The 23540-nt window shown below is 37.0% G+C and carries 12 protein-coding genes and 14 tRNA genes; 8 read left to right on the forward strand and 18 right to left on the reverse strand.

Features of this window, described 5'->3' with window-relative positions; genetic code table 11:
* Positions 1–4: 4 nt before the first annotated feature.
* The 7 genes from AABK36_RS17705 (at position 5) to AABK36_RS17735 (ending at position 7484) form a co-directional block, all read left to right on the forward strand.
* On the forward strand, positions 5–970 hold the full coding sequence (locus AABK36_RS17705) for an NAD-dependent epimerase/dehydratase family protein (protein WP_309936484.1): 966 nt from the start codon (positions 5–7) through the stop codon (positions 968–970).
* 323 nt (positions 971–1293) lie between these two features.
* On the forward strand, positions 1294–2700 hold the full coding sequence (locus tag AABK36_RS17710) for a tetratricopeptide repeat protein (RefSeq protein ID WP_309936485.1): 1407 nt from the start codon (positions 1294–1296) through the stop codon (positions 2698–2700).
* Positions 2700–3482 (forward strand): phosphosulfolactate synthase, encoded by a 783-nt coding sequence (locus AABK36_RS17715; protein WP_309936486.1) that lies wholly within the window; start codon positions 2700–2702, stop codon positions 3480–3482. Before AABK36_RS17710 ends, AABK36_RS17715 begins: the two co-directional genes overlap by 1 nt.
* Positions 3483–3561: 79 nt before the next feature.
* A complete protein-coding gene (locus AABK36_RS17720; RefSeq protein WP_309936487.1) occupies positions 3562–4278 on the forward strand; it encodes a TMEM175 family protein in 717 nt (238 codons plus the stop codon).
* 165 nt (positions 4279–4443) lie between these two features.
* The gene (locus AABK36_RS17725; protein WP_309936488.1) at positions 4444–4821 is read left to right on the forward strand and encodes a BlaI/MecI/CopY family transcriptional regulator; all 378 of its coding nucleotides are present in this window, start codon (positions 4444–4446) and stop codon (positions 4819–4821) included.
* 23 nt (positions 4822–4844) lie between these two features.
* Positions 4845–6113: a TonB family protein gene (locus AABK36_RS17730; protein ID WP_309936489.1), complete on the forward strand. Its 1269-nt coding sequence runs from the start codon at positions 4845–4847 to the stop codon at positions 6111–6113.
* A 156-nt stretch (positions 6114–6269) separates the two neighbouring features.
* Complete coding sequence (locus AABK36_RS17735) at positions 6270–7484, forward strand: protein kinase family protein (RefSeq protein ID WP_309936490.1); 1215 nt, start codon at positions 6270–6272, stop codon at positions 7482–7484.
* A 40-nt stretch (positions 7485–7524) separates the two neighbouring features.
* On the opposite strand, the gene AABK36_RS17740 is transcribed toward AABK36_RS17735, so the two are convergent.
* From AABK36_RS17740 to AABK36_RS17805, 14 genes are all read right to left on the reverse strand, one after another.
* Positions 7525–7599, reverse strand: a tRNA-Val gene (locus AABK36_RS17740).
* Between the two features lie 13 nt (positions 7600–7612).
* A tRNA-Lys gene (locus tag AABK36_RS17745) sits at positions 7613–7685 on the reverse strand.
* Between the two features lie 42 nt (positions 7686–7727).
* Positions 7728–7802, reverse strand: a tRNA-Val gene (locus tag AABK36_RS17750).
* Between the two features lie 13 nt (positions 7803–7815).
* Positions 7816–7888, reverse strand: a tRNA-Lys gene (locus AABK36_RS17755).
* 42 nt (positions 7889–7930) lie between these two features.
* Positions 7931–8005 (reverse strand) — tRNA-Val (locus tag AABK36_RS17760).
* 13 nt (positions 8006–8018) lie between these two features.
* A tRNA-Lys gene (locus AABK36_RS17765) sits at positions 8019–8091 on the reverse strand.
* 42 nt (positions 8092–8133) lie between these two features.
* A tRNA-Val gene (locus AABK36_RS17770) sits at positions 8134–8208 on the reverse strand.
* A 13-nt stretch (positions 8209–8221) separates the two neighbouring features.
* Positions 8222–8294, reverse strand: a tRNA-Lys gene (locus tag AABK36_RS17775).
* Positions 8295–8336: 42 nt separating this feature from the next.
* Positions 8337–8411 (reverse strand) — tRNA-Val (locus AABK36_RS17780).
* Between the two features lie 13 nt (positions 8412–8424).
* A tRNA-Lys gene (locus tag AABK36_RS17785) sits at positions 8425–8497 on the reverse strand.
* Positions 8498–8539: 42 nt separating this feature from the next.
* Positions 8540–8614: transfer RNA gene (locus AABK36_RS17790), tRNA-Val, on the reverse strand.
* Between the two features lie 12 nt (positions 8615–8626).
* Positions 8627–8699: transfer RNA gene (locus AABK36_RS17795), tRNA-Lys, on the reverse strand.
* A gap of 42 nt (positions 8700–8741) precedes the next feature.
* A tRNA-Val gene (locus tag AABK36_RS17800) sits at positions 8742–8816 on the reverse strand.
* Positions 8817–8829: 13 nt separating this feature from the next.
* Positions 8830–8902, reverse strand: a tRNA-Lys gene (locus AABK36_RS17805).
* A 62-nt stretch (positions 8903–8964) separates the two neighbouring features.
* On the opposite strand from AABK36_RS17805, the gene AABK36_RS17810 reads away from it, so the two are divergent.
* Positions 8965–9708, forward strand: a complete 744-nt coding sequence (locus AABK36_RS17810; protein WP_309936491.1) for an SH3 domain-containing protein — start codon at positions 8965–8967, stop codon at positions 9706–9708.
* Positions 9709–9758: 50 nt separating this feature from the next.
* Here the strand turns inward: AABK36_RS17810 and clpB are convergent, their stop codons facing one another.
* The 4 genes from clpB to AABK36_RS17830 all read right to left on the reverse strand — a co-directional run bounded on the left by clpB (position 9759) and on the right by AABK36_RS17830 (position 23486).
* A complete protein-coding gene (gene clpB, locus AABK36_RS17815) occupies positions 9759–12377 on the reverse strand; it encodes an ATP-dependent chaperone ClpB (protein ID WP_309936492.1) in 2619 nt (872 codons plus the stop codon).
* A 298-nt stretch (positions 12378–12675) separates the two neighbouring features.
* A complete protein-coding gene (locus tag AABK36_RS17820; RefSeq protein WP_309936493.1) occupies positions 12676–20604 on the reverse strand; it encodes a T9SS type A sorting domain-containing protein in 7929 nt (2642 codons plus the stop codon).
* Positions 20605–20999: 395 nt separating this feature from the next.
* Entirely contained in the window at positions 21000–21836 is an 837-nt protein-coding gene (locus AABK36_RS17825; RefSeq protein WP_309936494.1) for a hypothetical protein, read from the reverse strand.
* A 303-nt stretch (positions 21837–22139) separates the two neighbouring features.
* Complete coding sequence (locus tag AABK36_RS17830) at positions 22140–23486, reverse strand: MATE family efflux transporter (protein ID WP_309936495.1); 1347 nt, start codon at positions 23484–23486, stop codon at positions 22140–22142.
* Positions 23487–23540 lie beyond the last annotated feature (54 nt).

Consider the following 23540-nt stretch of genomic DNA (forward strand, 5'->3'; position numbering starts at 1 on the left):
CCCCATGATATTAATTACAGGAGCGACAGGACTGGTTGGTTATCATCTAGTCAAGGAAATGGCATCAAGAAACCTGAAGTTCAAGTGTTTGAAAAGAAAAAGTAGCGACACTAGCATTTTCGGCGGCCTCGAAAACAAGATCGAGTGGATTGAAGCTGACTTGCTAGATCCATTGTCACTCATTGAAGCTACAAAAGACACTCAAACAATCATCCACTTGGGAGCCATAGTCTCTTTCGACAAGAATGATAAGGAAAATCTTATCAATACTAATATTGAAGGAACAGCTAATTTAGTCAATGCCTCTCTTGAAAATAAAGCATCAAGGTTCATACACCTAAGCTCCATAGCCGCTCTTGGAAAAAATGCAAAATCGAACGTAATTAATGAATCAAACAAATGGGAAGAAAACTCCAATGAAGCAAGCACTTACGCGAAAAGCAAACATCTTGCGGAATTGGAAGTGTGGCGAGCGCATGCTGAAGGGCTTAACTGCCTTGTTTTGAATCCATCGGTAATACTAGGAAACCACCCTAATGGACGAAGCAGCAGCCAACTGCTTGGTTATATCAAAAGAGGCAATAGAATCTTCCCTGAAGGCCAACTTCATTATGTGGATGTCTCAGATGTCATCAAAGTAATTTTAAATGCTATCGATTCCGAAAATAACGGTGAAAGATATATTGTAAGCGCTGGAAAGGTCGATTATGCACATTTCTTCAAAGCTTGCATGGCGTCAATAGGCTCAACTAAAAATGCGATCATTATTAGCAGGCCGATCTTGAAACTGGCATATTATGTGGAGTCAATTATCAAGACTATAACAAGACAACCACAGAAACTCACTAAAGAAATGACAAAGCTTTCAAGACACTCTGTCACATATGACAATAGCAAAGTCAAAAAAGACTTCAACATATCCTTCACCTCCCTAGATAAAGCTCTTGAAAAATACTTTAAAAAATATTGACACAAAAGCTTGACATTGCCAGCGTAATTTGAAATATTTAGTATATTTATATCAATAAAGATATACAAAGAAGCCAGCAACCAATCAAAAAGTCGCAGCTTCAACTTAAGTAATACAATTTACTGACAGGCAAACACAAATGGATTTCGTGCGAAAACATGATGTATTGAATATCATTAATTTACCTTAAAAAGACACTTTAGGCAATACATTCAAAATTAAGAAAGCACGCTGTATACTTTTGATAAAATGTATACGTATATAATTTATTACAATATTTTAAGCTGCAAAGCTTGAATCTATTTAGAGAGCAACTATTTAGGATGACTAACAACTTTGAAAATACAGATGACAATAAATTGCTGATCAAGGACTTTGAAAACTCTATACAAAATCAAGAGCCTTGCTTTTTCAGCTTTGAATCTTTTGAAGTCATCATCGAGCATTATCTCGAACAGGGAAAGTACAATATTGCCCTCAAAGCTTGCCATATGGCCAAAGAGCAACACCCTTTCACCTCCGAGATACTAACGCTAGAAGCACAAGTCCTTCACAACTTAGGCAACTATGACGAAGCCTTGGAGATACTTGAGTATGTCAATACGATACATCCTTCTGATTCTGAGGCTTCCGTCATCAAAGGCAATATTTTACAGTCATTGGGCCAGATCAAAGCGGCATTGGAAGCTTATGAAAGCGCGCTTGCTTATGCTGAGGAAAAAGACGACATATACTTCCAAATTGGATATTGCCACCAGTCTCAAATGAGTTTTCCCAAAGCTATCGAAGCATATAAGCATGCCTTGGAACTGAACATAAAAAACGAGAATGCTCTATTTGAAATGGCATTTTGCTATGATGCGTTGGGCAAATTGGAATCAAGCATAGAATACTATCAAAAGTTCATAGACAACGATCCCTATTCTCATCAAGCTTGGTATAATCTAGGCATAGTTTATGAAAAGCTAGAAAATTATAAAAAGGCAATATGGGCATATGAATACGCAACTCTTATTAATGACAATTTCGCTGCGGCTTTTTTCAACTTAGGCAAAGCCTATTGTGCTACTGAAGAGTTTGAAATGTCTTTGAAAAGCTTTTCCGAATCCATTAAAATCGAAGGCCCTAATTCCGAAACATATACTGAGATCGCTATTACTTATCAAATGCTCAAGGATTATGAGCAAGCGATCAAACTATTCCAAAGAGCTATAAAACTTGACGATTTCTATGCTAAGCCATGGCATGGCATGGGAGATTGCCTTGCCGAACTCAACAAACACAATGAAGCAATTCATTTCTTCAAAAAAGCCATTAAACTGGATTATGACAATCCGGGTTATTGGAAGTCATTAGCCAAATCGGAGTATCATACTGGCCATACAGTAGCTAGTTTGGAGGCTTATGAAGAGGCTGTTGTGCTAAATCCTAATGATGAAGAAACTTGGCTTAATTGGTCATATATATATTACGAGCAAGGTGAATACGATAAATCAATAGAGATATTACAAGCATCTATTGAAGAAATAACAGAATGCGCTTCGCTTCATTACCGCCTGTCCGCATACTTGATTAGCGCAGGAAAATTGAAGCAAGCTTATAATTGTCTGCAAAATGCTTTAACTTTGGATTTTGACAAACATATTGAAATCTTTGACTTCAATCCAGAATTGATGCATCAAAGTGATTTATCCAGAATTATTGACCAGTACAGAAAAAAGAACCTTTAATGAATTATTTTTTAACAGACTTACCGGAAAGGACTCATAAGCCTCGCCAGTCGGGCTTTACTATGGCCATGGACAAGGGGTTGAGCCTAAGGGAAGTCGAGGACTTCCTTAGCGTAGCAGGAGAATATACCGATATAGTGAAATTTGGCTTTGGAACCTCATTCGTTACACCAAACCTTAAAGAAAAGATAAACCTTTACAAAAGCGCGGGAATACCAACATACTTCGGAGGAACTCTATTCGAAGCATTTGTAATTAGAAACCAATTCGAGGACTATATCAAAGTTCTAGAGAAATACGGCATGGAATACGCTGAAGTATCCGATGGCTCTATTGAAATGGATCATGATATAAAATGCGAATACATCAACAAGCTTTCAAAGCATTGCACTGTATTGTCTGAAGTTGGATCCAAAGATGCTGAAAAAATCATACCTCCATACAAGTGGATCGCTCAAATGCAAGCTGAACTTGACGCAGGCTCTTGGAAAGTTATCGGAGAAGCCAGAGAAGGTGGAAACGTTGGCTTGTTCAGATCAAGCGGTGAGGTTAGATCCGGGTTAGTAGAAGAGATTTTGACGCAAATACCTTTTGAAAAAATCATCTGGGAAGCTCCACAAAAAGCGCAACAGGTTTGGTTTATCAAACTGTTGGGCGCAAACGTAAATCTAGGGAATATCGCTCCAAACGAAGTTATACCTTTAGAGACCTTAAGACTCGGTCTAAGAGGAGATACATTCATGGACTTCTTGGACATCGACTCCAATGAAATAACAAGATAAACAATTCAATTCCATAATATTAAAGCCGGAAAAATTTCCGGCTTTTTTTATTTTTCACCCACAAACAAACTACAGAGATATGAGAAATCGTATCATGGAATACTTTGAAGAAGAACCTCATTTCGATTACAGAGGCGCAAACCCTACCAGAATCGAAGGGTTCAGCGATGCTATTTTCGCATTTTCATTGACCTTGTTGGTTGTCTCATTAGAAGTTCCTAAAAGTTTCAATGAGCTTATGGAAATTTTTAAAGGTATATTTTCATTTGGAATCAGTTCTTTACTGCTTTTCTTGATTTGGCGAGAACACTATATTTTTTTCCTAAGGTATGGCATTCGAAATCGACAAATTGTAAACCTAAATTTCATTTTGCTCTTTATTGTCATATTCTATGTGTACCCGCTCAAATTTTTATTCACTTACCTTATTGACAATGTCTTTTTTCAGAATACTTCTTATATATTAAACTCCAATGAGCTGTCCAAGCTCATCAATATTTATTCTTTTGGAGCTTTCGCAATTTTTGGAATATTCGCCCTCATGCATTGGCACGTCCTTAAGACAAAAGAAAGCCTTAATCTAAATCCCTTTGAGCTTTTCGAAACCCGATTCAGCTTAGCAAAAAACATTTATTTAATGCTAATCCCTGCTTTTACCTCCATATTAAATTCATTATTTGACAGTACTTGGTTCCTCTATCTATTTTTTCTATACTTCGGAGTGTTCCTTAAAAGCTTATTATTCAAAAACAAAAGACAAAGGCTAATTAACAACCTATTACTCTCCGACAAGTAGAGTCAGCATATTTAAGACATTCTTCCCTCTGATTATTCGTATCCCCCTTCATATAAAGGAAAAATATCCATCGACCATTAAAAACTAAAAAATTAGTTATAAAATTAAACTTTTAGTTGCTTAACTAAGTTTTTAGTTACATATTGAGTTATCAAAATTTATAAAATGAAAAAGACAAATAATTTAACTAAAGCTGAAGAGCAAGTAATGCAAGTGTTGTGGATGAATGAAAAAGGTTTTGTAAAAGATCTCATCAAACACCTGCCAGACAATCCTGCATATAACACTGTGTCCACAATCATTCGAATATTGGAAAAAAAAGGATTTGTATCTCATAAAACATACGGAAAATCACATGAATACTATCCATTAATCACAAAAGACGAGTATAGAAAAACGTTTTTAAAAAAATTCGTTGAGGATTATTTCAGTGGATCTTTCAAAGGCCTTGTTTCGTTTTTCGCTAAAGAAGAAAACATTGACATCAAAGACTTGGAAAAAATATTAGATGAAATTTCATCTAAAGACAAGCCTAATAATTAATAAATATTCCTTTAAAAAAGCTTATGGATATCACATACATTACAACCTTAAGTCTTGTCTTAGCTTTTGGCTTAGGACTGTACAGAGTGGCATTATACCACTTGCCAAGTTTCAAGTACAATCGTTTTTTTCTCCTGTCAACACTATTGATTTCAGTGTTCGCTCCTATCATTGACTTAAGCATATTCGTCAAGACAAGTGACATCAATCAAGCAAGTATATTTCTCAATGAAATTTCAATAAACTCAAATAATGTAATCAAAAATCTCAATAGCTTGCAACTTCTCCAAATCGATTATCTTAAACTCATTTACTGGGGTGTTATAGCACTGTTATTTATTAGGTTGGGAATTCAAATATTCAAAATTATAAACCTCAACAAAATAAACAACTCAAGTCTCATTCTGCATGAAAATAAAAAATACAGGCTTGTTAAACTAAATGACGACTCTGAAACTTTTTCATTTTTAAATCGAATTTATTTGAGTCAAAAAGACCAAAATCTAGGCGATAGAGAAAAACGCAATATTATCAATCATGAACTTGCCCACATACAGCAATTTCATTCCTTTGACATTTTATTTATCGAACTGTTAGTCATTATTTTTTGGTTTCACCCTTTAGTTTGGCTTGCAAAAAAATATATAGCTCAAAATCATGAGTATCTAGCCGACAGCAATGTGCTGAATAAACATTCTGAAAGTTTTAATAATTACTCACAACTACTTGTAAACAGAATATTTGCAAATAATCATATTCCAATTGGAAGCCACTTCAACAAATCTTTAACTTTAAACAGAATTAAAATGCTAAAGAAAAATTCTAAGCCAAGATCGTATAAATTCTTCTGGACTCTTCCTTGTCTACTTTTAGTTTTCGGAACAGTCTGCTGCAACAATGCAAAAGAAGGTGATGATATCACAGAAATCAACTCAGCTTCAGCAGAAGGCAATCTAAGCTCAATAAATAACTCAGAAGTTTACTCTCAAGTAGATGTAAACCCTGAATTTCCAGGTGGCTTAAAAGCTTTTTACACTCAAGTCAGCAAAGTCATCACTTACCCACAAGATGCAAAAGAAGCAAAAATTGAAGGTAGAGTTTTTATTGAATTTATCATCTCAAAAGACGGGAATATTGAAAGCCCAACAATAATAAAAGGAGTTGAAGAAAGCCTTGACCAAGAAGCGCTTCACGCTTTCAATACGATAAACACGAAATGGACCCCTGGACAAATTGATGGCAAGAAAGTGAATGTAAAAATGGTTCTGCCCATCATATTCAAATTAAATTAGCCCATCTATTAATCGAATAAGGCGAACCATACAGGTTACGCCTTATTTTAGTTTACAAAACAATTTACGCAACCATTCCCTTATATTTCATGTTTTGCAATTATGGGGATTTTTTCTTCTATCAAATACTCAAATAACAAAGACTCTCACAAATCAATGAGTGGAAAGCACGGTATCGCTAAAACACCTCATTATCACGATTCCATTTCCATTCCATTGCAACGTATGCTCAGTCCTGATTATGAACGTCCAATTTCAATTTCAAGACCAAAACAAGGAGCTAACGGCCAAGTATTCTTCATCACGGATAATCATGGCGAATATGTTCTAAAATTAGATTCTAGGCCTGGCACGTTAGAATCCGAACATCTTTCTTCAACTATCTACTCTCAGATGTCGTACTCAACAGCCAAAGCCCCACAAACACTATTGCTATACACAGCCTCCCCTGAAATCAGAAGCCTTCAATTAGCCTGTCAACAAGTCCGTTCAAGCACCGCGACTTATCTTTGCGAATGCTTGGAGAATTATCAAGGAGAATTTGTCCTTGTAATGGAAAAAATGAAAGGACGATCTCTTGACAAGGAAAACCCAGCGGACAATAAACTTATGCTTAGCCCAAAGTTTCGCGAACTTTTTGGCGAGTTAATGGCCTATGATATTCTCACTGGAAATATGGATAGATTTTTCGCTGGTCTTAACACTGACAACTTTCTATATGACGATGAAACTGGAGAAGTCAGCTTAATTGACCAAACAGTATCGGCATTAGGCCAAAAGCAAATGATTCGAAAAATCGCTCCTGAAACAGCTAAACTTCCATTTGATGAACTTCCCGAAGAAGATGATTGGCAAGTCACCTCTTATGGAGGCTTTGGCTTTCACAGAGCTCTTCCTATGGACGAATACTATAGATATCATGAAATGCTTAGCAAAGGTTATAGCAATGAATTAGCCTCTTATGCTATGGATGCTTCAAGAGGAATGCTTGAAGTATTTGGAGAGAGCCTAGACACCCTATTTATCGGCCAACTAGGCACGTCAAGACTAGCTATCAAACTTTTGGAAATCTTCAACGACACTTTTGGGGAAGAATTAGAGGATAGTCAAAGTTTTGAAAGGGGAATCATCAGGGGTATATTGAATATATCAAAATTAACTTCTCACCCGGAAGCTATAGACAGGATACAAAACGCATTAACAAAATCCACAGAAGCTGAAGGATTTGAGGTAGTTAAAAATTTTGTCAGAATCGGAAATTTAACCGGAGAAACTAAGAAAAGAGAAAAAACTGAAAAGCTACTTGTTTCATCATCCGGACCGAAGCTTAAACTATTAAAAAAACTCAAGAAACTTAAAAGGAAGAAATAGTCAGTTTAAAAACAAAAAAAGCCGGATATACCAGCTTATGTGGGCCCTACTGGATTCGAACCAGTGACCCCCTGCTTGTAAGGCAGGTGCTCTGAACCAACTGAGCTAAGAGCCCGATTTAATCGAAGTGATTCGGCTGGGGCTCGAACCCAGGACCCTCTCCTTAAAAGGGAGATGCTCTACCAACTGAGCTACCGAATCTGTTCTTATCACTAAGAAACTTTTTATTTATCCTTGCGGATGTGGGCCCTACTGGATTCGAACCAGTGACCCCCTGCTTGTAAGGCAGGTGCTCTGAACCAACTGAGCTAAGAGCCCGATTTAATCGAAGTGATTCGGCTGGGGCTCGAACCCAGGACCCTCTCCTTAAAAGGGAGATGCTCTACCAACTGAGCTACCGAATCTGTTCTTATCACTAAGAAACTTTTTATTTATCCTTGCGGATGTGGGCCCTACTGGATTCGAACCAGTGACCCCCTGCTTGTAAGGCAGGTGCTCTGAACCAACTGAGCTAAGAGCCCGATTTAATCGAAGTGATTCGGCTGGGGCTCGAACCCAGGACCCTCTCCTTAAAAGGGAGATGCTCTACCAACTGAGCTACCGAATCTGTTCTTATCGCTAAGAAACTTTTTATTTATCCTTGCGGACGTGGGCCCTACTGGATTCGAACCAGTGACCCCCTGCTTGTAAGGCAGGTGCTCTGAACCAACTGAGCTAAGAGCCCGATTTAATCGAAGTGATTCGGCTGGGGCTCGAACCCAGGACCCTCTCCTTAAAAGGGAGATGCTCTACCAACTGAGCTACCGAATCTGTTCTTATCACTAAGAAACTTTTTATTTATCCTTGCGGATGTGGGCCCTACTGGATTCGAACCAGTGACCCCCTGCTTGTAAGGCAGGTGCTCTGAACCAACTGAGCTAAGAGCCCGATTTAATCGAAGTGATTCGGCTGGGGCTCGAACCCAGGACCCTCTCCTTAAAAGGGAGATGCTCTACCAACTGAGCTACCGAATCTGTTCTTATTGCTAAGAAACTTTTTATTTATCCTTGCGGATGTGGGCCCTACTGGATTCGAACCAGTGACCCCCTGCTTGTAAGGCAGGTGCTCTGAACCAACTGAGCTAAGAGCCCGATTAATCGGAGTGATTCGGCTGGGGCTCGAACCCAGGACCCTCTCCTTAAAAGGGAGATGCTCTACCAACTGAGCTACCGAATCTGTTCTTATCACTAAGAAACTTTTTATTTATCCTTGCGGATGTGGGCCCTACTGGATTCGAACCAGTGACCCCCTGCTTGTAAGGCAGGTGCTCTGAACCAACTGAGCTAAGAGCCCGATTTAATCGAAGTGATTCGGCTGGGGCTCGAACCCAGGACCCTCTCCTTAAAAGGGAGATGCTCTACCAACTGAGCTACCGAATCCAAAGAAGAGACTTGTTTTTTTGCTTGTCTTTTCCGTAATTGGACTGCAAATGTAGTAGGTTATGTTGGAAACACAAAACAGATTGACGAAAAATATTCTTTTATCTTTCTTTTTATTGACTGGCTCTTTCCAAGTATTTGGAAGTCAAGGAAATAATATTTTGCTTAAAACAGCGGACTCTTTATTCTCTCAAAACAAGTATATGCAGTCATATGAGCTGTATAATAAAGTGCTTGACGAAAAACATCTTGAAAGTCCGGCAATGCTCTTAAAAATGGCATATATAAATGAAGGTATTAATAATTACGCGGAAGCATTATATTACCTTAATTTGTATTACCAGATAACATATGATACCCAAGCTTTGAAAAAGATGGATGAGATCGCTGAAAAATACGATCTAAAAGGCTATGGCTACACCGACTTGGACTATCTAAAAAATATCTATGCCGAATATTATATAGCTATCAACAGCTCCATAATATCCATCTTGCTTATCATGTTAGCTTTCTTGATATATATAAAGCTCAAAAAGAAACGCAAGATCTTAATAGCAGGCATTAGTTACGCATGTATTACCATTATTTACCTGATGGCCATAAACTTCTCATCAGAGCAAAATGCGGGTATAATCATTGACAATAACGCTTTGTTAATGGATGGACCTTCTTCTGGAGCCGACTTGATTTCCCAAATTCCTACGGGAAATAAAATGTTTATCATTAGCCAAAATGATATATGGTCAAAAGTGGAATGGGATGGAAAAGTTGGGTTTGTCAAAAACTCTAACTTCAAAGCTTTGTAATAAAAAAGCGGCGATATAAATCAATCGCTGCTTTTTTATTTATTTTACTATCATGAAGGGATATCCAAGTTACTAAACATTATTTCACCATTCTCGGCGACATCCACATTGATAACATCATTGCCTTTTACTTTTTCAGAAAGTATCTCTTTCGATAATTCGTTAAGAATCAATTTTTGAATTACTCGCTTAAGTGGTCGAGCTCCAAATTGCGGATCAAAGCCTTTATCCGCTAGAAAATCCAACGCCTTATCTGTAAACTCTATTTGCACTTTATTTTCAGCAAGTCTAGTTTTTACAATCTCCAATTGAATACCGACAATCTTTCGAATATCCTCTCTTGACAAAGGCCTGAATACGATAGTTTCATCTATTCTATTTAAAAACTCCGGACGAACCTGTTTTTTCAACAAGTCAAGCACTTCTACCTTAGTTTTTTCAACAATTTCCTCTTCATTTTCATCAGTCAAAAGCTCAAAGTTTGTTTGAATAGCACTAGCTCCCATGTTAGTCGTCATGATAATAATAGTGTTCTTGAAATTAGCGACTCTACCTTTATTATCAGTCAACCTTCCATCATCCAAAACTTGTAATAGAATATTAAATACATCAGGATGCGCTTTTTCAATTTCATCAAGCAAAATCACCGAATAGGGTTTTCTTCTGACTGCTTCCGTTAATTGGCCTCCTTCATCATAACCGACATATCCCGGAGGTGCTCCCACCAACCTACTCACAGCATGTCTTTCTTGGTATTCGGACATATCAATTCTCACCATGGCATTCTCATCGTTGAACAAATAGTCTGCTAATGCCTTCGCTAATTCCGTTTTTCCCACTCCAGTTGTTCCCATGAAAAGAAATGAGCCAATTGGGCGCTTAGGATCCTGCATGCCCGCTCGGCTCCTTCTTACTGCGTCAGAGACAGCTGTAATAGCCTCTGTCTGTCCCGCGACCCTTTTGCCTAACTCTTCTTCTAAATGAAGTAATTTTTCCTTATCACTAGCCAGCATTTTAGAAACAGGTATTCCAGTCCATTTCGCTACAACTTCCGCGATATCTTCACTGCCGACCACTTCTTTCAATAAAGCACGATCCTTATCGAGCTCTTGACTCTCAACCTTGAGTTTTTCAAGCTCTTCCTCTGATTTAGCGATCTTGCCATATCTCAACTCAGCGACCTTACCATAATCTCCCGACCTTTCAGCTTGCTCTGCTTCCAATTTGTAATGATCAATGTCCTCTTTGAGTTTTTGAATATTTTCGATGATATCTTTTTCCTGTTTCCATTTGGCATAAAGCTCATTTTTCTTGTCATTAAGTTCCGCTAACACTTTATTGAGCTGAGATTCTTTATCTTTATTCTTCTCTCTACGAATCGCTTCTCGCTCAATCTCGATCTGCATGATCTTTCTCTGAAGCTCATCAAGTTCCTCAGGCATTGAGTCTATCTCGATCCTCAGTTTGGAAGCCGCCTCATCCATCAAATCAATCGCTTTATCCGGAAGGTACCTATCAGATATATATCTATTCGACAATTCCACTGAAGCTATGATAGCATCGTCTTTAATCTGTATTCCATGGTGAAGTTCATATTTATCTTTAATCCCTCTTAAAATCGAAATAGCGTCTTCAACGCTTGGTTCATCCACTGTTACTGTTTGGAACCTTCTTTCCAGTGCTTTGTCTTTTTCAATGTACTTTTGATACTCTTTAAGAGTTGTGGCTCCTATGCATCTCAATTCACCTCTAGCCAAAGCTGGTTTCAATAAATTTGCAGCGTCCATAGCTCCTTCACCCCCGCTACCAGCTCCTACTAAAGTATGGATCTCGTCAATAAACAATATAATCTGCCCATCGGAGTCCTTCACTTCTTGAATCACCGCTTTTAGCCTCTCCTCAAACTCTCCTTTATATTTTGCTCCAGCCACTAGCAAACCCATATCCAAAGCTATGATCACTTTGTCCTTCAAGTTTTCAGGGACATCCCCAGCGACTATTCTTCGAGCCATTCCTTCAATAATGGCAGTCTTCCCGACTCCCGGTTCACCTACTAGCATAGGGTTGTTTTTGCTTCTTCGAGATAAAATTTGAAGAACCCTTCTTATTTCATCATCCCTACCAATCACAGGATCAATTTTTCCTGCTTTAGCAAGTTCATTCAAATTCTGGGAGTATCTCTCCAAAGACTTGTATTTTGATTCAGCGTTTTGATCCGTCACTTTTTTTCCTCCTCGCAGTTCATTAATTGACTTGATTAAATCCTGTTCGTTAAAACCTTGCTCTTTGAGCATCGAAGATACCTTATCACTACCTTTTAGCATTGCCAATAACAAATGCTCAATAGTCACAAACTCATCCCCCAATGCCTTCATTTGTTTCTCAGCCTCTATCAGTGTCTTATTCGCATCGGATGAAAGGTAAACTTGTTGAGCTGATGACCCCGTAACTTTAGGGTAGCCCTGTACTATTTCCTGCACCTTCTCTCTTAGTTGTGTCGAACTTGCATTTTTTCCTTTGATCAAATAATCAACCACTGTTGGTTCTGATTCTAATATTGAACTAAGTATATGACCATTTTCAATAGATTGCTGGCTCTCAGCTTGCGCTAATTGAGCAGCTTTCTGAATCGCCTCTTGTGCTTTTATTGTATAATTGTCAAATTGCATTTATATATCTGTTTTTTCTTTTCTATAAATTTTTCAATAGCGAAATGTTCCCCATTTCCGCTCTTTTACAAACCCAATTGCAATTCAAGCACCAAAAATAAAATTATGTTAAATTGTCGCATTATCAATTGATTAACAACTATTTACATGACATTTTGACTCACCTAAACCATCACAAACATTTGATTAGTGACAAAATTTCAGAGTATATCAAATATTGCTAACAAATTAAATTTCATAGAAACAAAAAAAGGGAGCTTATCAGCTCCCTTTTTTATTTAATATAGTTTTTCAACTATTATTTCTTCAATACAATTCGCTTGCTTGCCACGTTCGAACCTGCGCTTACTCTAACAATATAAACACCAGCTTCCAATCCATTCAAGTCAAGATCTTTGCCTTCTGCCAATTCGAAAATTGAAGCATTATTTGAATAAACAAGTCTTGATTGTACATCATATACTTCAATAGCAACTTCTGCGTCAGCATCAGCTCTATCAATCTGAACAGTCAAGTTACCGAAAGAAGGCACTGGATAAACACTGATGTTATTTGAAGTAATCACATCTTCGATACCAACAATACCTTGATCAACCTGAACTACCCATGGCTCTATCGCAGAGAATTCACCAGCAACTCCATCAAATGTAACCCTCACATTGACAATATAAGTACCAACTGAATCAAACTTATGAACCAAGTCATTTCCATTCAATGATCCTTGCTCATCTGACAACTGTTGCTCTTCTTTGATAACCTCACCGTCAACATCAGTAATCACCCATGTAACTGTTTTTGGTTTTGAAGTTGATGACATACCGAATCTAGTGTCTACACCAGTTTTCACATCTCCCTCATATTTTCCAAAAACTACAATCAAATTAGTTCCATTACCACCTGTAGATGTTCCTGTCTCATTAACAATGAAGTTAACCACGTCAATTCTTCTTTCGTTATCAGGAATTGTCTCACTAAAGATCTCAAGTACAACCTGAACGAAGCCATTCTCTTCGAATGTGTAATCAATTGACTCCATATCATCGCTAGTGTATACTTCTTCTCCTTCAACTGTAACTGTCCATTTCACTTCATCATAAGTACCAACAGAATTATTCAAAAAGTCAACTGTTGAACCTCTCTTCACATAAGAAAGCTCATCAGATTCTCCAATCTTAATATCAGCGATTGGCAATCTATCACTCGATCCATTTCCATCCTTCATTACTTCAATAATTTCAGAAAGAACAACCGGCTCAGAATTTCCGTGACCAAAGATTGTAGCTCTAACTTCGTAAACACCTTTTTCCAATGGAGCAAAAGTGAAATCCTCAACGGCATTCTCAATACTTTCTTGAGAAGCTATATAGCTATCACCATCTTGGAAAATTTCCCACTTGATATCAGTAACATTAGCTAGATCTGTCATGATTTCAACTTGAGAATCAATATCACCTCCTACAGCGAAATCAGATCCGAATACAGTCAAGTTAAATTCAGCGTTTTCGATTTTCTCAAACACTTCTACTCTATGAACCTGTACATTCGAAACTTCTCCTTCAGGATTCTTAGCAGTCAAATAAATAGTGTAAACACCAACCATATCGAAAGCTGTCTCAAAATCCAATGAAGCTGCATCTCTAGTTACTTGCGAAACAAATGTGTCTCCTACTTGATTGTTATTCTCATCTTTAACTACCCACTCAAGAGTTATATCCTGAACATCTATAGCTTCAGGTATGCTAACCCAAACAGCAGAGAATTTCTCATTTACTGAAACAGCTGTTGACTCATTTCCTTTAATATCCAAAATCAAAGGCTCAACGACAACAGCATCGCCACCAATATTGATTGCTCTAAAGATTCTTACTGTCGTTGATTCTTTAGTCACATCAGCCCATACGATCACAACACCTTCTTCATCAAAAGTATGTGTCAATGTTGCATCATCAGACATGATTCCAAGATCATTTCCATAGTTGTCAGTAACATTCCAGTTATTAACTGTGATCTCATCAGAATTAATATCATCTGTAAGAATCTCTACAGAGAATGTCACTTCATCACCTACTACAACTGGCTCAGGGTCTTTATCAGTTACAATACGAACTTTCTTGTCTGTCAATTGACCAAACACCTCAACATTTATCGTCTTAGTCGTCGAAACAGTCTGTCCATCAACAGTAGTTACTGTTACTGTAATATCATACACACCAGCATCGTCCAAAACAACATCTGTCCAAGTTACACCTGTTCCTGTAGCAACTACAGTTTGAGTAGCATCGTCAGTAATTGTCCAAGAAGTTGCATCTTCATCAATTTCAACTTCTGAGTCAGAAATTACAACTGTAGCATCAAACTCAGTATCTTCAACTACTACTTCAGGATCAGTTACAATAGTTATTTCATCATCTGTCAACTCAGGATAAATAGTCGTATCAACCGTCTTAGTTACTGTAGTATCATCGTTTCCTGTAACATCAACCACAATCGTCACATCTCCTGGATTATCTGTCACATCAGTTGGGATTGTAACCGTAACAGGGAAGTCAAATGGCTCATCTACAGTAATTACTGTAGTGTTTCCATCTTCATCCGTAATTGTAACAGTAATCTCAGTTACATCTTCTACATCATCCGTAGCGTCTATAACAACAGTTGCATCATCATCACCTTCAGTAATAACATCAGGAACAGTAACTGTAATATCGCTATCATCAATAGTGTTGTACACTTTAATTGTCACGCTAGCAGTACCTGCCTCAACTTCATCATTACCTGGCTCTGACACAGTCAAGACCACTGTACCTTTAGCTACTGCTGTAATACTAGGCTTAGCTTCATCCAAAGCAACAATGCCATCAACATCTAATTCATAAGTAAAATCCGTTAGTCCTTTGTCAGACAAAACAGTGAAGATATCTTCAACATCGCCAACAGTCATTGTCAAGTCCAAATCACTTATAGTAATAACCTGAGGCTCTTTCGTTCCATCAGTTGTCACATTAATAGTGATTTCTTTTGTTGCTGACTCGTACATATCAGTTTCAGAAGCCGTTACCGTTATAGTTGTTGAACCAACTCCAACAATTGTAACATTTCCTAAATCATCCACTGTCACTATATTCTCATCATTTGACAAGTAAGTAATCGTACTACCAGTAACAACAACATCAGGATTAGTCGTCGCTTCTAGGTTAAAATCATCATCGCCTACCATCTTATCATGAGAATCAAGAGCGATTATCTCTTGCGTTAATTTCGTAACATCAAAATCTTCAGATACAGAAATTGTTTGCCCTGCATTAGCTTCAACTGTAGCAGTTACTGTATAAGTTCCCGCTGGCAAATTCAAGTCAATAGGGAAATCTGTTCCAGAGATTACTTCAGTACCGTCTTGAGTAATTGTCCAAGTTCTGCTAGTTACATTTTTAACTTCATTACTTAGAATCACTTCAATTTGGAAATCTGTTTCAGCAATTTTTTCCGCTGGAATATCCAATGAAATATCTCCATTATCTTCAGAGATCATAGGATAAATTACAATTTGCTTAGTTTCAGAAGTTACATCATTATAATCTGCGTGACCTCTTAATTGCGCTTGAACATCAGCAGTACCTTCAGCAACAGCTGTTAATTGATCACCAGCAATAGAAACTAATGCATTTGAGTTTACATCTGAAGCTGCATACTCTACATCATCTGACAAAATTGCAGGATCTATAGTTGAAGTTAGAGTAATAACTTGCCCAACATACATTTCTGTTGGATTATCGATATCCAATGTCAACGAAACTACATCTTGCTTTCCTGGGTCAGCGATTGTGAATGTAAACTCATAAGTATGAACGTTTCTAGTTCCATCTAACGAAGTCGATGGTTGAGCATAAGTAGTTACATATACAGTATATGTACCATATTCATCAAATCCATTCGTTGGCAATTTATCCAAAGAAGAAACTTTATCATCACCAGGAACTTGCTGTCCATCTTTTTCTACCCACCAAGAATACTCACCTGACAAAATCGCATCAATCACATCCTCATTCGTGAATGTAAAAGTTACTTTTTCATTCAATTCAATTTCTCCATCTTGATCTGCATCAGCAAATGTAATTTCTCCATAAGGAGCAATATGAGGTACAACTGTTACTGTAATCTCGTCTGACTCAGCTGAATTGTACATATCGCTTCCATCTTCAGTAGCTTTGAATGTCACAGTACCTTCTTCATTGAATGTCACTGTTCCATCTTGCGCTATTGAAGCAACACCCGCAGGATTAGAGCTTGCAATTTCCAAAACAACGTCAATATCCGTTTGATCAGCCGCATCAGAAATAGCTGTATATTCCAACTCTTCTCCTACTACTTTAATCAATTCAACATCTGAAATTGTCAAAGTTACTGTTTGATCCTCTTTAGCCTTAGGATTAACAGTTAAATCAGTAATCTTAGTAACTGTTTGTCCATCTTCAGTAACAACAGTTACTTCAACTGTATAATCTCCAGGAATATCAACACCTCCAATTACTGTCCATGGTGTATCAGAACTAGTCGCAATGCTTGTTCCCTCTGAATCTTTGATTATCCAAGTTGTTGTCTCAACTACAACATCAACAGAAACTGTAGATGTCAACGTGAAATCTGTATCTTCAACAACTGTTGACGGATCTATATTAACCGTAATATCATCTTCTGTTAAAGTCGGAACAACAGTCGTATCAACTGTTTTTGTGATTGTTTCATCATCATTACCTGTAACTTCAACGACAATTGTAATGTCTCCAGGATTATCAGTAACGTCTGTAGGAATTGTAACAGAAGTAGGGAAATCAAATGGCTGATCCACAGTAATTGTAGTTGTATTGCCATCCTCATCCGTAATTTTAACTGTAATATCAGTTACATCATCAACTTCATCCGTTACATCAACAACGATTGTAGCATCATCATCACCTTCGTTAATCACATCTGGAATAGTAACCGTTATGTCACTATCATCAATTTGATCATAAATCTTAATTTCAATGCTAGCTGTTGCCGGATTAGTATTATCATCACCAGCCTGATTAGCTGTTACTCTCAATGTACCCGCAGCATCAGCAGTTATACTGTTTCCAGTAATTGTAGCCAAACCTGCTGGATCCATCGTAAAAGTGAAATCTGTCAATCCCTTGTCACTTGATACTTCCAATGTCTCAGTATCTCCAACAGTCATCGTTACTATTTCTGTGAATGTAAGAACTTGATCTTCTTTTTCAGCAGAACCTACAGTAATTGTGTAAGTTAGTGATGTTGTATTAGCACCATTTGGTTCACCTGCTAAATCCAAAGTAATCACATATACTCCTTCAGTATCAAAATCGACAACCAATTTATCATTTTGAGAAGCGTCGGCCAACTTATCCACTGACCAATCATATGTTGGAGCAACCGTTGCGATCAACTGATCATCATCTCTTCCAAGTGTAAATACTACTGTAGTGCCAACGTCAACTTGATTACCTTTATCTGATTCTATATAAATCTCATTATTATCATTAGCGATCTGCAATGATGGGTAAGCCATGAATGTTTGCTCAACATCTGTAGCTGCGTTATACGAATCATTTCCTGACTGAGAAGCAGTAACAGTTATAGAACCAGCTTCATTTATTGTTAAATCAGTTCCGTTAATTGTTGCTGCAGAAGATGGTGAAACTGTAAACGTAACATCCAAGCCTGATGTAGCAACTACTCCGCTCAAATCAACTACATTACCAACAATTTGATCTGCGATTGCATCAAATGTAATAGTTTGATCTTCTTTTGCTGGAGAACCTACAGTAATTGTGTAAGTTAACGATGTTGTATTAGTTGCATTTGGCTCACCTGCTAAATCCAAAGTAATCACATAGATCCCTTCAGTATCAAAATCGACAACCAATTTGTCATTTTGAGACGCGTCTGCCAATTTATCTACTGACCAATCATATGTTGGATTAACGGTTGCTATCAATTGATCATCGTCTCTTCCTAATGTAAATACTACTGTAGTGCCAACGTCAACTTGATTACCCTTATCTGATTCTATATAAATCTCATTATTATCATTAGCGATCTGCAATGATGGGTAAGCCATGAATGTTTGCTCAACATCTGTAGCCGCGTTATACGAATCATTTCCTGACTGAGAAGCTGTAACAGTAATAGAACCAGCTTCATTTATTGTTAAATCAGTTCCATTTATTGTTCCTGCAGAAGAAGGAGAAACTGTAAACGCAACATCCAAGCCTGATGTAGCAACTACTCCGCTCAAATCAACTACATTACCAACAATTTGATCTGCGATTGCATCAAATGTAATTGTTTGATCTTCTTTTGCTGGAGAACCTACAGTAATTGTGTAAGTCAATGACGTTATATTAGTACCATTTGGCTCACCTGCTAAATCCAAAGTAATCACATATACCCCTTCAGTGTCAAAATCGACAACCAATTTATCATTTTGAGACGCGTCTGCCAATTTATCTACTGACCAGTCATATGTTGGAGCAACAGTCGCAATTAATTGGTCATCATTTCGACCTAGCGTAAATGTAACTGTTGTACCTGCGTCAACTTGATTGCCCTTATCTGATTCTATATAAATCTCATTATTATCATTAGCGATCTGCAATGATGGGTAAGCCATGAATGTTTGTTCAACATCTGTAGCTTCGTTATACGAATCATTTCCTGACTGAGAAGCCGTAACAGTAATAGAACCAGCTTCATTTATTGTTAAATCAGTTCCATTTATTGTTCCTGCAGAAGAAGGAGAAACTGTAAACGCAACATCCAAGCCTGATGTAGCAACTACCCCGCTCAAATCAACTACATTGCCAACAATTTGATCTGCGATTGCATCAAATGTAATTGTTTGATCTTCTTTTGCTGGCGATCCTACTGTGATCGTGTAAGTCAATGACGTTGTATTAGTACCATTTGGCTGACCCGCTAAATCCAAAGTAATCACATATACTCCTTCAGTATCAAATTCTACAACCAACTTTTCTGCTTGAGACTCATCCGATAAATTATCCACAGACCAATCATATGTTGGAGCAACAGTAGCAATTAATTGATCATCTTCTCTTCCTAGCGTAAATACAACTGTAGTACCTACTTCCACTTGATTTCCTTCATTCGATTCTATAAAAATCTCATTATCATTATTTGCGATTTGCAAAGATGGGTAAGCCATGAATGTTTGTTCAACATCTGTAGCTGCGTTATATGAATCATCTCCTGATTGAGAAGCCGTAACAGTAATAGAACCCGTTTCATTTATTGTTAAATCAGTTCCATTGATTGTTCCTGCAGAAGAAGGAGAAACTGCAAATGCTACGTCTAAACCTGATGTAGCAACTACTCCGCTCAAATCAACTACATTTCCAACAATTTGATCCGCAATAGCATTAAATGTGATAGTTTGATCTTCTTTTGATTGTGAACCTACAATTACAGTATAAGTTAATTCTGCTGTATTTTCAGCATTATCTCCTGTGATAGTAACCCTTACCGTATACTCTCCTGGAGTATCAAACGTATAATTCAATTTCTCAGTTGATGAAGTAACTCCTTGTATTTCATCAATACTCCAATCATAAGTAGAAATGACACTCTTAGTAGAAACAGGGTCTGTCTCAATACCAAACGTAATTTCTTTATTCAAATCAACATTATTTGCATCTGAAGCCGCAATGTTGATGTTCCCTTGATTAGCCTCATCCGCCAATATCACTCCAACTGTAACAGTCAGTTCTTTGTCAATCGATGTGACTTTAGTTCTTGACAGGTCGGCACTCAAGTTCATTCTCGCCTTAATCTTGTAAATTCCGTCATTTGCGAAATTAACTGTAAACTTGGCGATGTTTGAAGCATCTTCCGATGAGATTTCCACTCCACCTTCTGTTTCAGCTACCCAATCAATACTTTCTAAATTAGAATAGACCTGTTGATCATCATCCACTGACAGTACAAATTGAACATTTTCTCCTACTGGAAGTACATCATTCGTGTTATAATTGGATATCGAAATATCAATATCCTCCCCAACATCTGGCGATGAAGCGGTAAAGCCTGAACTGACTGATATAGGCACTTTATAATTTTCCGTTTCCGCAATATTAGCTTCCGCTACATTAGTCGAAAATAAGGACATTACAACTGCCATATAAGCCAATAAGAATTGTAGTTTTCTACGCATAGCTTACAAGAGTTATGTTTGTTAGAGTATTGTATATTTTACACTTAATTTATAAATATAAAAAATTTATATAATAATCGAAAACATTTCAACTCTTAAGAAATGCTATGTTTTTAAAAAAACGTCTATATTTTTTAAAAAATTGCTCATGAAAAAATTATTAAATAAAAATAAATATTAAAAAAGTATATAGTGTTAAATCGTAAAGGGTAAAATAATACTCTACTTAAAAATTTATTGAGAATATTATATCAAAGTATTTTCGATTGCGAACTTTAAAATAAATATGAATAATTTTTTATCTGCAGATTGATCGAATCCTAAAATCAGAAGACACAAAACAAAAACAGCCCCTAATCAGGAGCTATTTTTTCACAACTATCAAGTCTATAAAATTAGAAATGCTGTAACAACTTATCCTCTTCCACTATTTTACAAGCCGAAATCTTTTTATCCTTATACACAGCGATCAACTCTATGCAAATATCTCCAGATTTAGGCATAATATATTCAAACAAATCTGTTTTAACTCCCTCAGGGCCAAGTATTGGAGTTTCAGTTTTCACAGTTTTTCCATTAACTTTCCAAAATAATTTTTTCACGGAAAGATCTGCTAAATAATATGAAAACATCAACTTTTGTCCTGGCTTAGCGATAGAAGGCCCTATAATCGATATTCCTACAACAATTCTATTTGGATCGCAATTGCAAACAGGAACAGGTGGCACAGGTATTGGGTCAATTCCAATCAAACCATTTTTATTCTTTATTTTCTTGCTCGCTGATCTCACTGCCCCATTTGCATAAGTCAAAATAAGCTCGACGCAAACATCGCCATACTTCGGAAATATATAACCTGGCTCTCTTATCAATTCTCTAGAAGATGAAATTCCAGCTGAAGCATAATAAACACTTCCATCATCTCCGATATCAGAATTAACAACACCATTTACTTTCCATACAACTTTAGTTACATTCGGATATCCTGAAAAATAAGTCAGTCTTATAATATCCCCTGGGCTTGCATACTCAGGAGCACCATTGATAGTCACCATTTGAGTAGAAATAGGAGGCTCATTATCACAAGGACATGTTGATTTAACAGGAACGGGAACTAAACTTGCATCAGCAGTTTGTGAAGCCAAATCAATTGATTCTTCCACGCCTTCATTAGAGCATGCGGAAAACAGTAAACTCGCCAAAGCAGCGATCAGTAAAAATTGCTTTTTCATTATATGTGATTTTAGTTGAAATATTTACCCACAAAACTAAAAATCAAAACCAAAATTCACATTATAATTCAATTAATTAACCTAATATGGTTTTTCTAGCACAAAGCATAAAATATTAGAATAAGTTAATTTTAATATTTTCGCACTCTATTCAAAAAGCCTTATTACCGACTTGCATTAATCGATAAGCAATAATTTCAGCTCTTTCAACAACTTATACTATTTAAATAATTTAATTAAAATAAAAAGCAAGAAATTTGAAGATTACAAAATTCAAACAAAAAAATAATATTTAAATTAATGCTAAGCAACTCCTAATAAGCTCTTATATTTCTTCGCAAAAATAATAGTTGTGACTAATGCTGCTCCAAAATCAGATACGGGTCCTACAAGCCATACTCCATCCAAACCTAATAAATTAGGCATAATCAAAAGAAATGGAATCATAATTATCACTTGCCTCAACAAAGTCAAAAACAATGATATTTTTGATAAACCAATTGCTTGATAAAAGCTTGAAATCACGATCTGAAAGCCTATTATCGGCAAAACAGCCAAATATATTCTCAATCCATTCACGCTTATTCTTTTTAGTTCCTCATTATCGGCATTAAACAAATCCACAATCAAGTCAGGCGCAATTTCAACAACACACCAAGAAAAAAAGCTTATGCCTGTAGCGATCTTCACTCCAAGCCAAAATGCCTCTTTGACTCTATTCATCTCTTTAGCTCCGTAATTAAAGCCAATAATAGGCTGTATTGACATAGTCACAGCGACTATCCCCATCACTATCAACAACACTATACTGTTAATAATTCCCATGGAGGCCACTGCTATATCTCCGCCATACTTAATCAATTGAGTGTTTGCAATAGCTTGTACCATACTCGCTGCTACCTGCAATGCAAATGACGACATTCCAATTGAAACGATATTTTTCAAAATCTCCGTCTGAGGGTATATGTATTTATAGGAAAACTTAACAATTGCTTTTGAAGATAAAAAATACTGTAAATTCATCACAGTCATCGTTATCTGAGCAATAACTGTAGCCAAAGCAGCTCCTTTAACTCCCATATTCAAGATAAAGATAAATACAGCATCCAAAGCAATGTTAACCACTGCGCTTATCACCATTGACATCATTGCTTTCTTGGCATTTCCCTCGCTTCTCAAAATATTATTCAACGCAAACCCGCCAATCTGAAACACGCTTCCAAAAAGTATAATATCCAGATAATCATTCGCATAACTCATCAACACATCTGACGCGCCAAATATCCTAAGCAATGGAACTTTAAGCCAAAAACCGAATACAGTAACAAAAAGAGAAGCTATAATCATCAAAAAAATCGCATTGCCTAAAATTCTTTCGCACCTATCATAATCCTTCTTTCCCAGATATATTGAAATCCGTATACCCGCTCCCTGGCCTATCAACATGGCGAATGCAACCATGATCGTCATTATAGGATAAACAACACTCAACCCACCTAAAGCTTCCGCTCCGACGCCTTGCCCTATGAATATACGGTCTACAACATTATAAAGCGCAGTAACCATAATCCCTACAAATGCCGGCCAAAAATATTTTTGAAAAAGCTCGGCTATCGGCTTGCTTTCCAAATCCTTAGTTCTTTTCTCCATCACACCCTTTCAAATAAAAAAAGATTGCCGCATTCGACAATCTTTTTCAAAACC

Source organism: Aureibacter tunicatorum (assembly GCF_036492635.1).
GTDB lineage: Bacteria > Bacteroidota > Bacteroidia > Cytophagales > Cyclobacteriaceae > Aureibacter > Aureibacter tunicatorum.

Coding starts and splice junctions, on each gene's coding strand:
- AABK36_RS17725 (WP_309936488.1), top strand. CDS start 4,444: ATGAAAAAGACAAATAATTTAACTAAAGCTGAAGAGCAAGTAATGCAA.
- AABK36_RS17830 (WP_309936495.1), bottom strand. CDS start 23,486: ATGGAGAAAAGAACTAAGGATTTGGAAAGCAAGCCGATAGCCGAGCTT.
- AABK36_RS17705 (WP_309936484.1), top strand. CDS start 5: ATGATATTAATTACAGGAGCGACAGGACTGGTTGGTTATCATCTAGTC.
- AABK36_RS17720 (WP_309936487.1), top strand. CDS start 3,562: ATGAGAAATCGTATCATGGAATACTTTGAAGAAGAACCTCATTTCGAT.
- AABK36_RS17730 (WP_309936489.1), top strand. CDS start 4,845: ATGGATATCACATACATTACAACCTTAAGTCTTGTCTTAGCTTTTGGC.
- AABK36_RS17810 (WP_309936491.1), top strand. CDS start 8,965: ATGTTGGAAACACAAAACAGATTGACGAAAAATATTCTTTTATCTTTC.
- clpB (WP_309936492.1), bottom strand. CDS start 12,377: ATGCAATTTGACAATTATACAATAAAAGCACAAGAGGCGATTCAGAAA.
- AABK36_RS17715 (WP_309936486.1), top strand. CDS start 2,700: ATGAATTATTTTTTAACAGACTTACCGGAAAGGACTCATAAGCCTCGC.
- AABK36_RS17735 (WP_309936490.1), top strand. CDS start 6,270: ATGAGTGGAAAGCACGGTATCGCTAAAACACCTCATTATCACGATTCC.
- AABK36_RS17710 (WP_309936485.1), top strand. CDS start 1,294: ATGACTAACAACTTTGAAAATACAGATGACAATAAATTGCTGATCAAG.
- AABK36_RS17820 (WP_309936493.1), bottom strand. CDS start 20,604: ATGCGTAGAAAACTACAATTCTTATTGGCTTATATGGCAGTTGTAATG.
- AABK36_RS17825 (WP_309936494.1), bottom strand. CDS start 21,836: ATGAAAAAGCAATTTTTACTGATCGCTGCTTTGGCGAGTTTACTGTTT.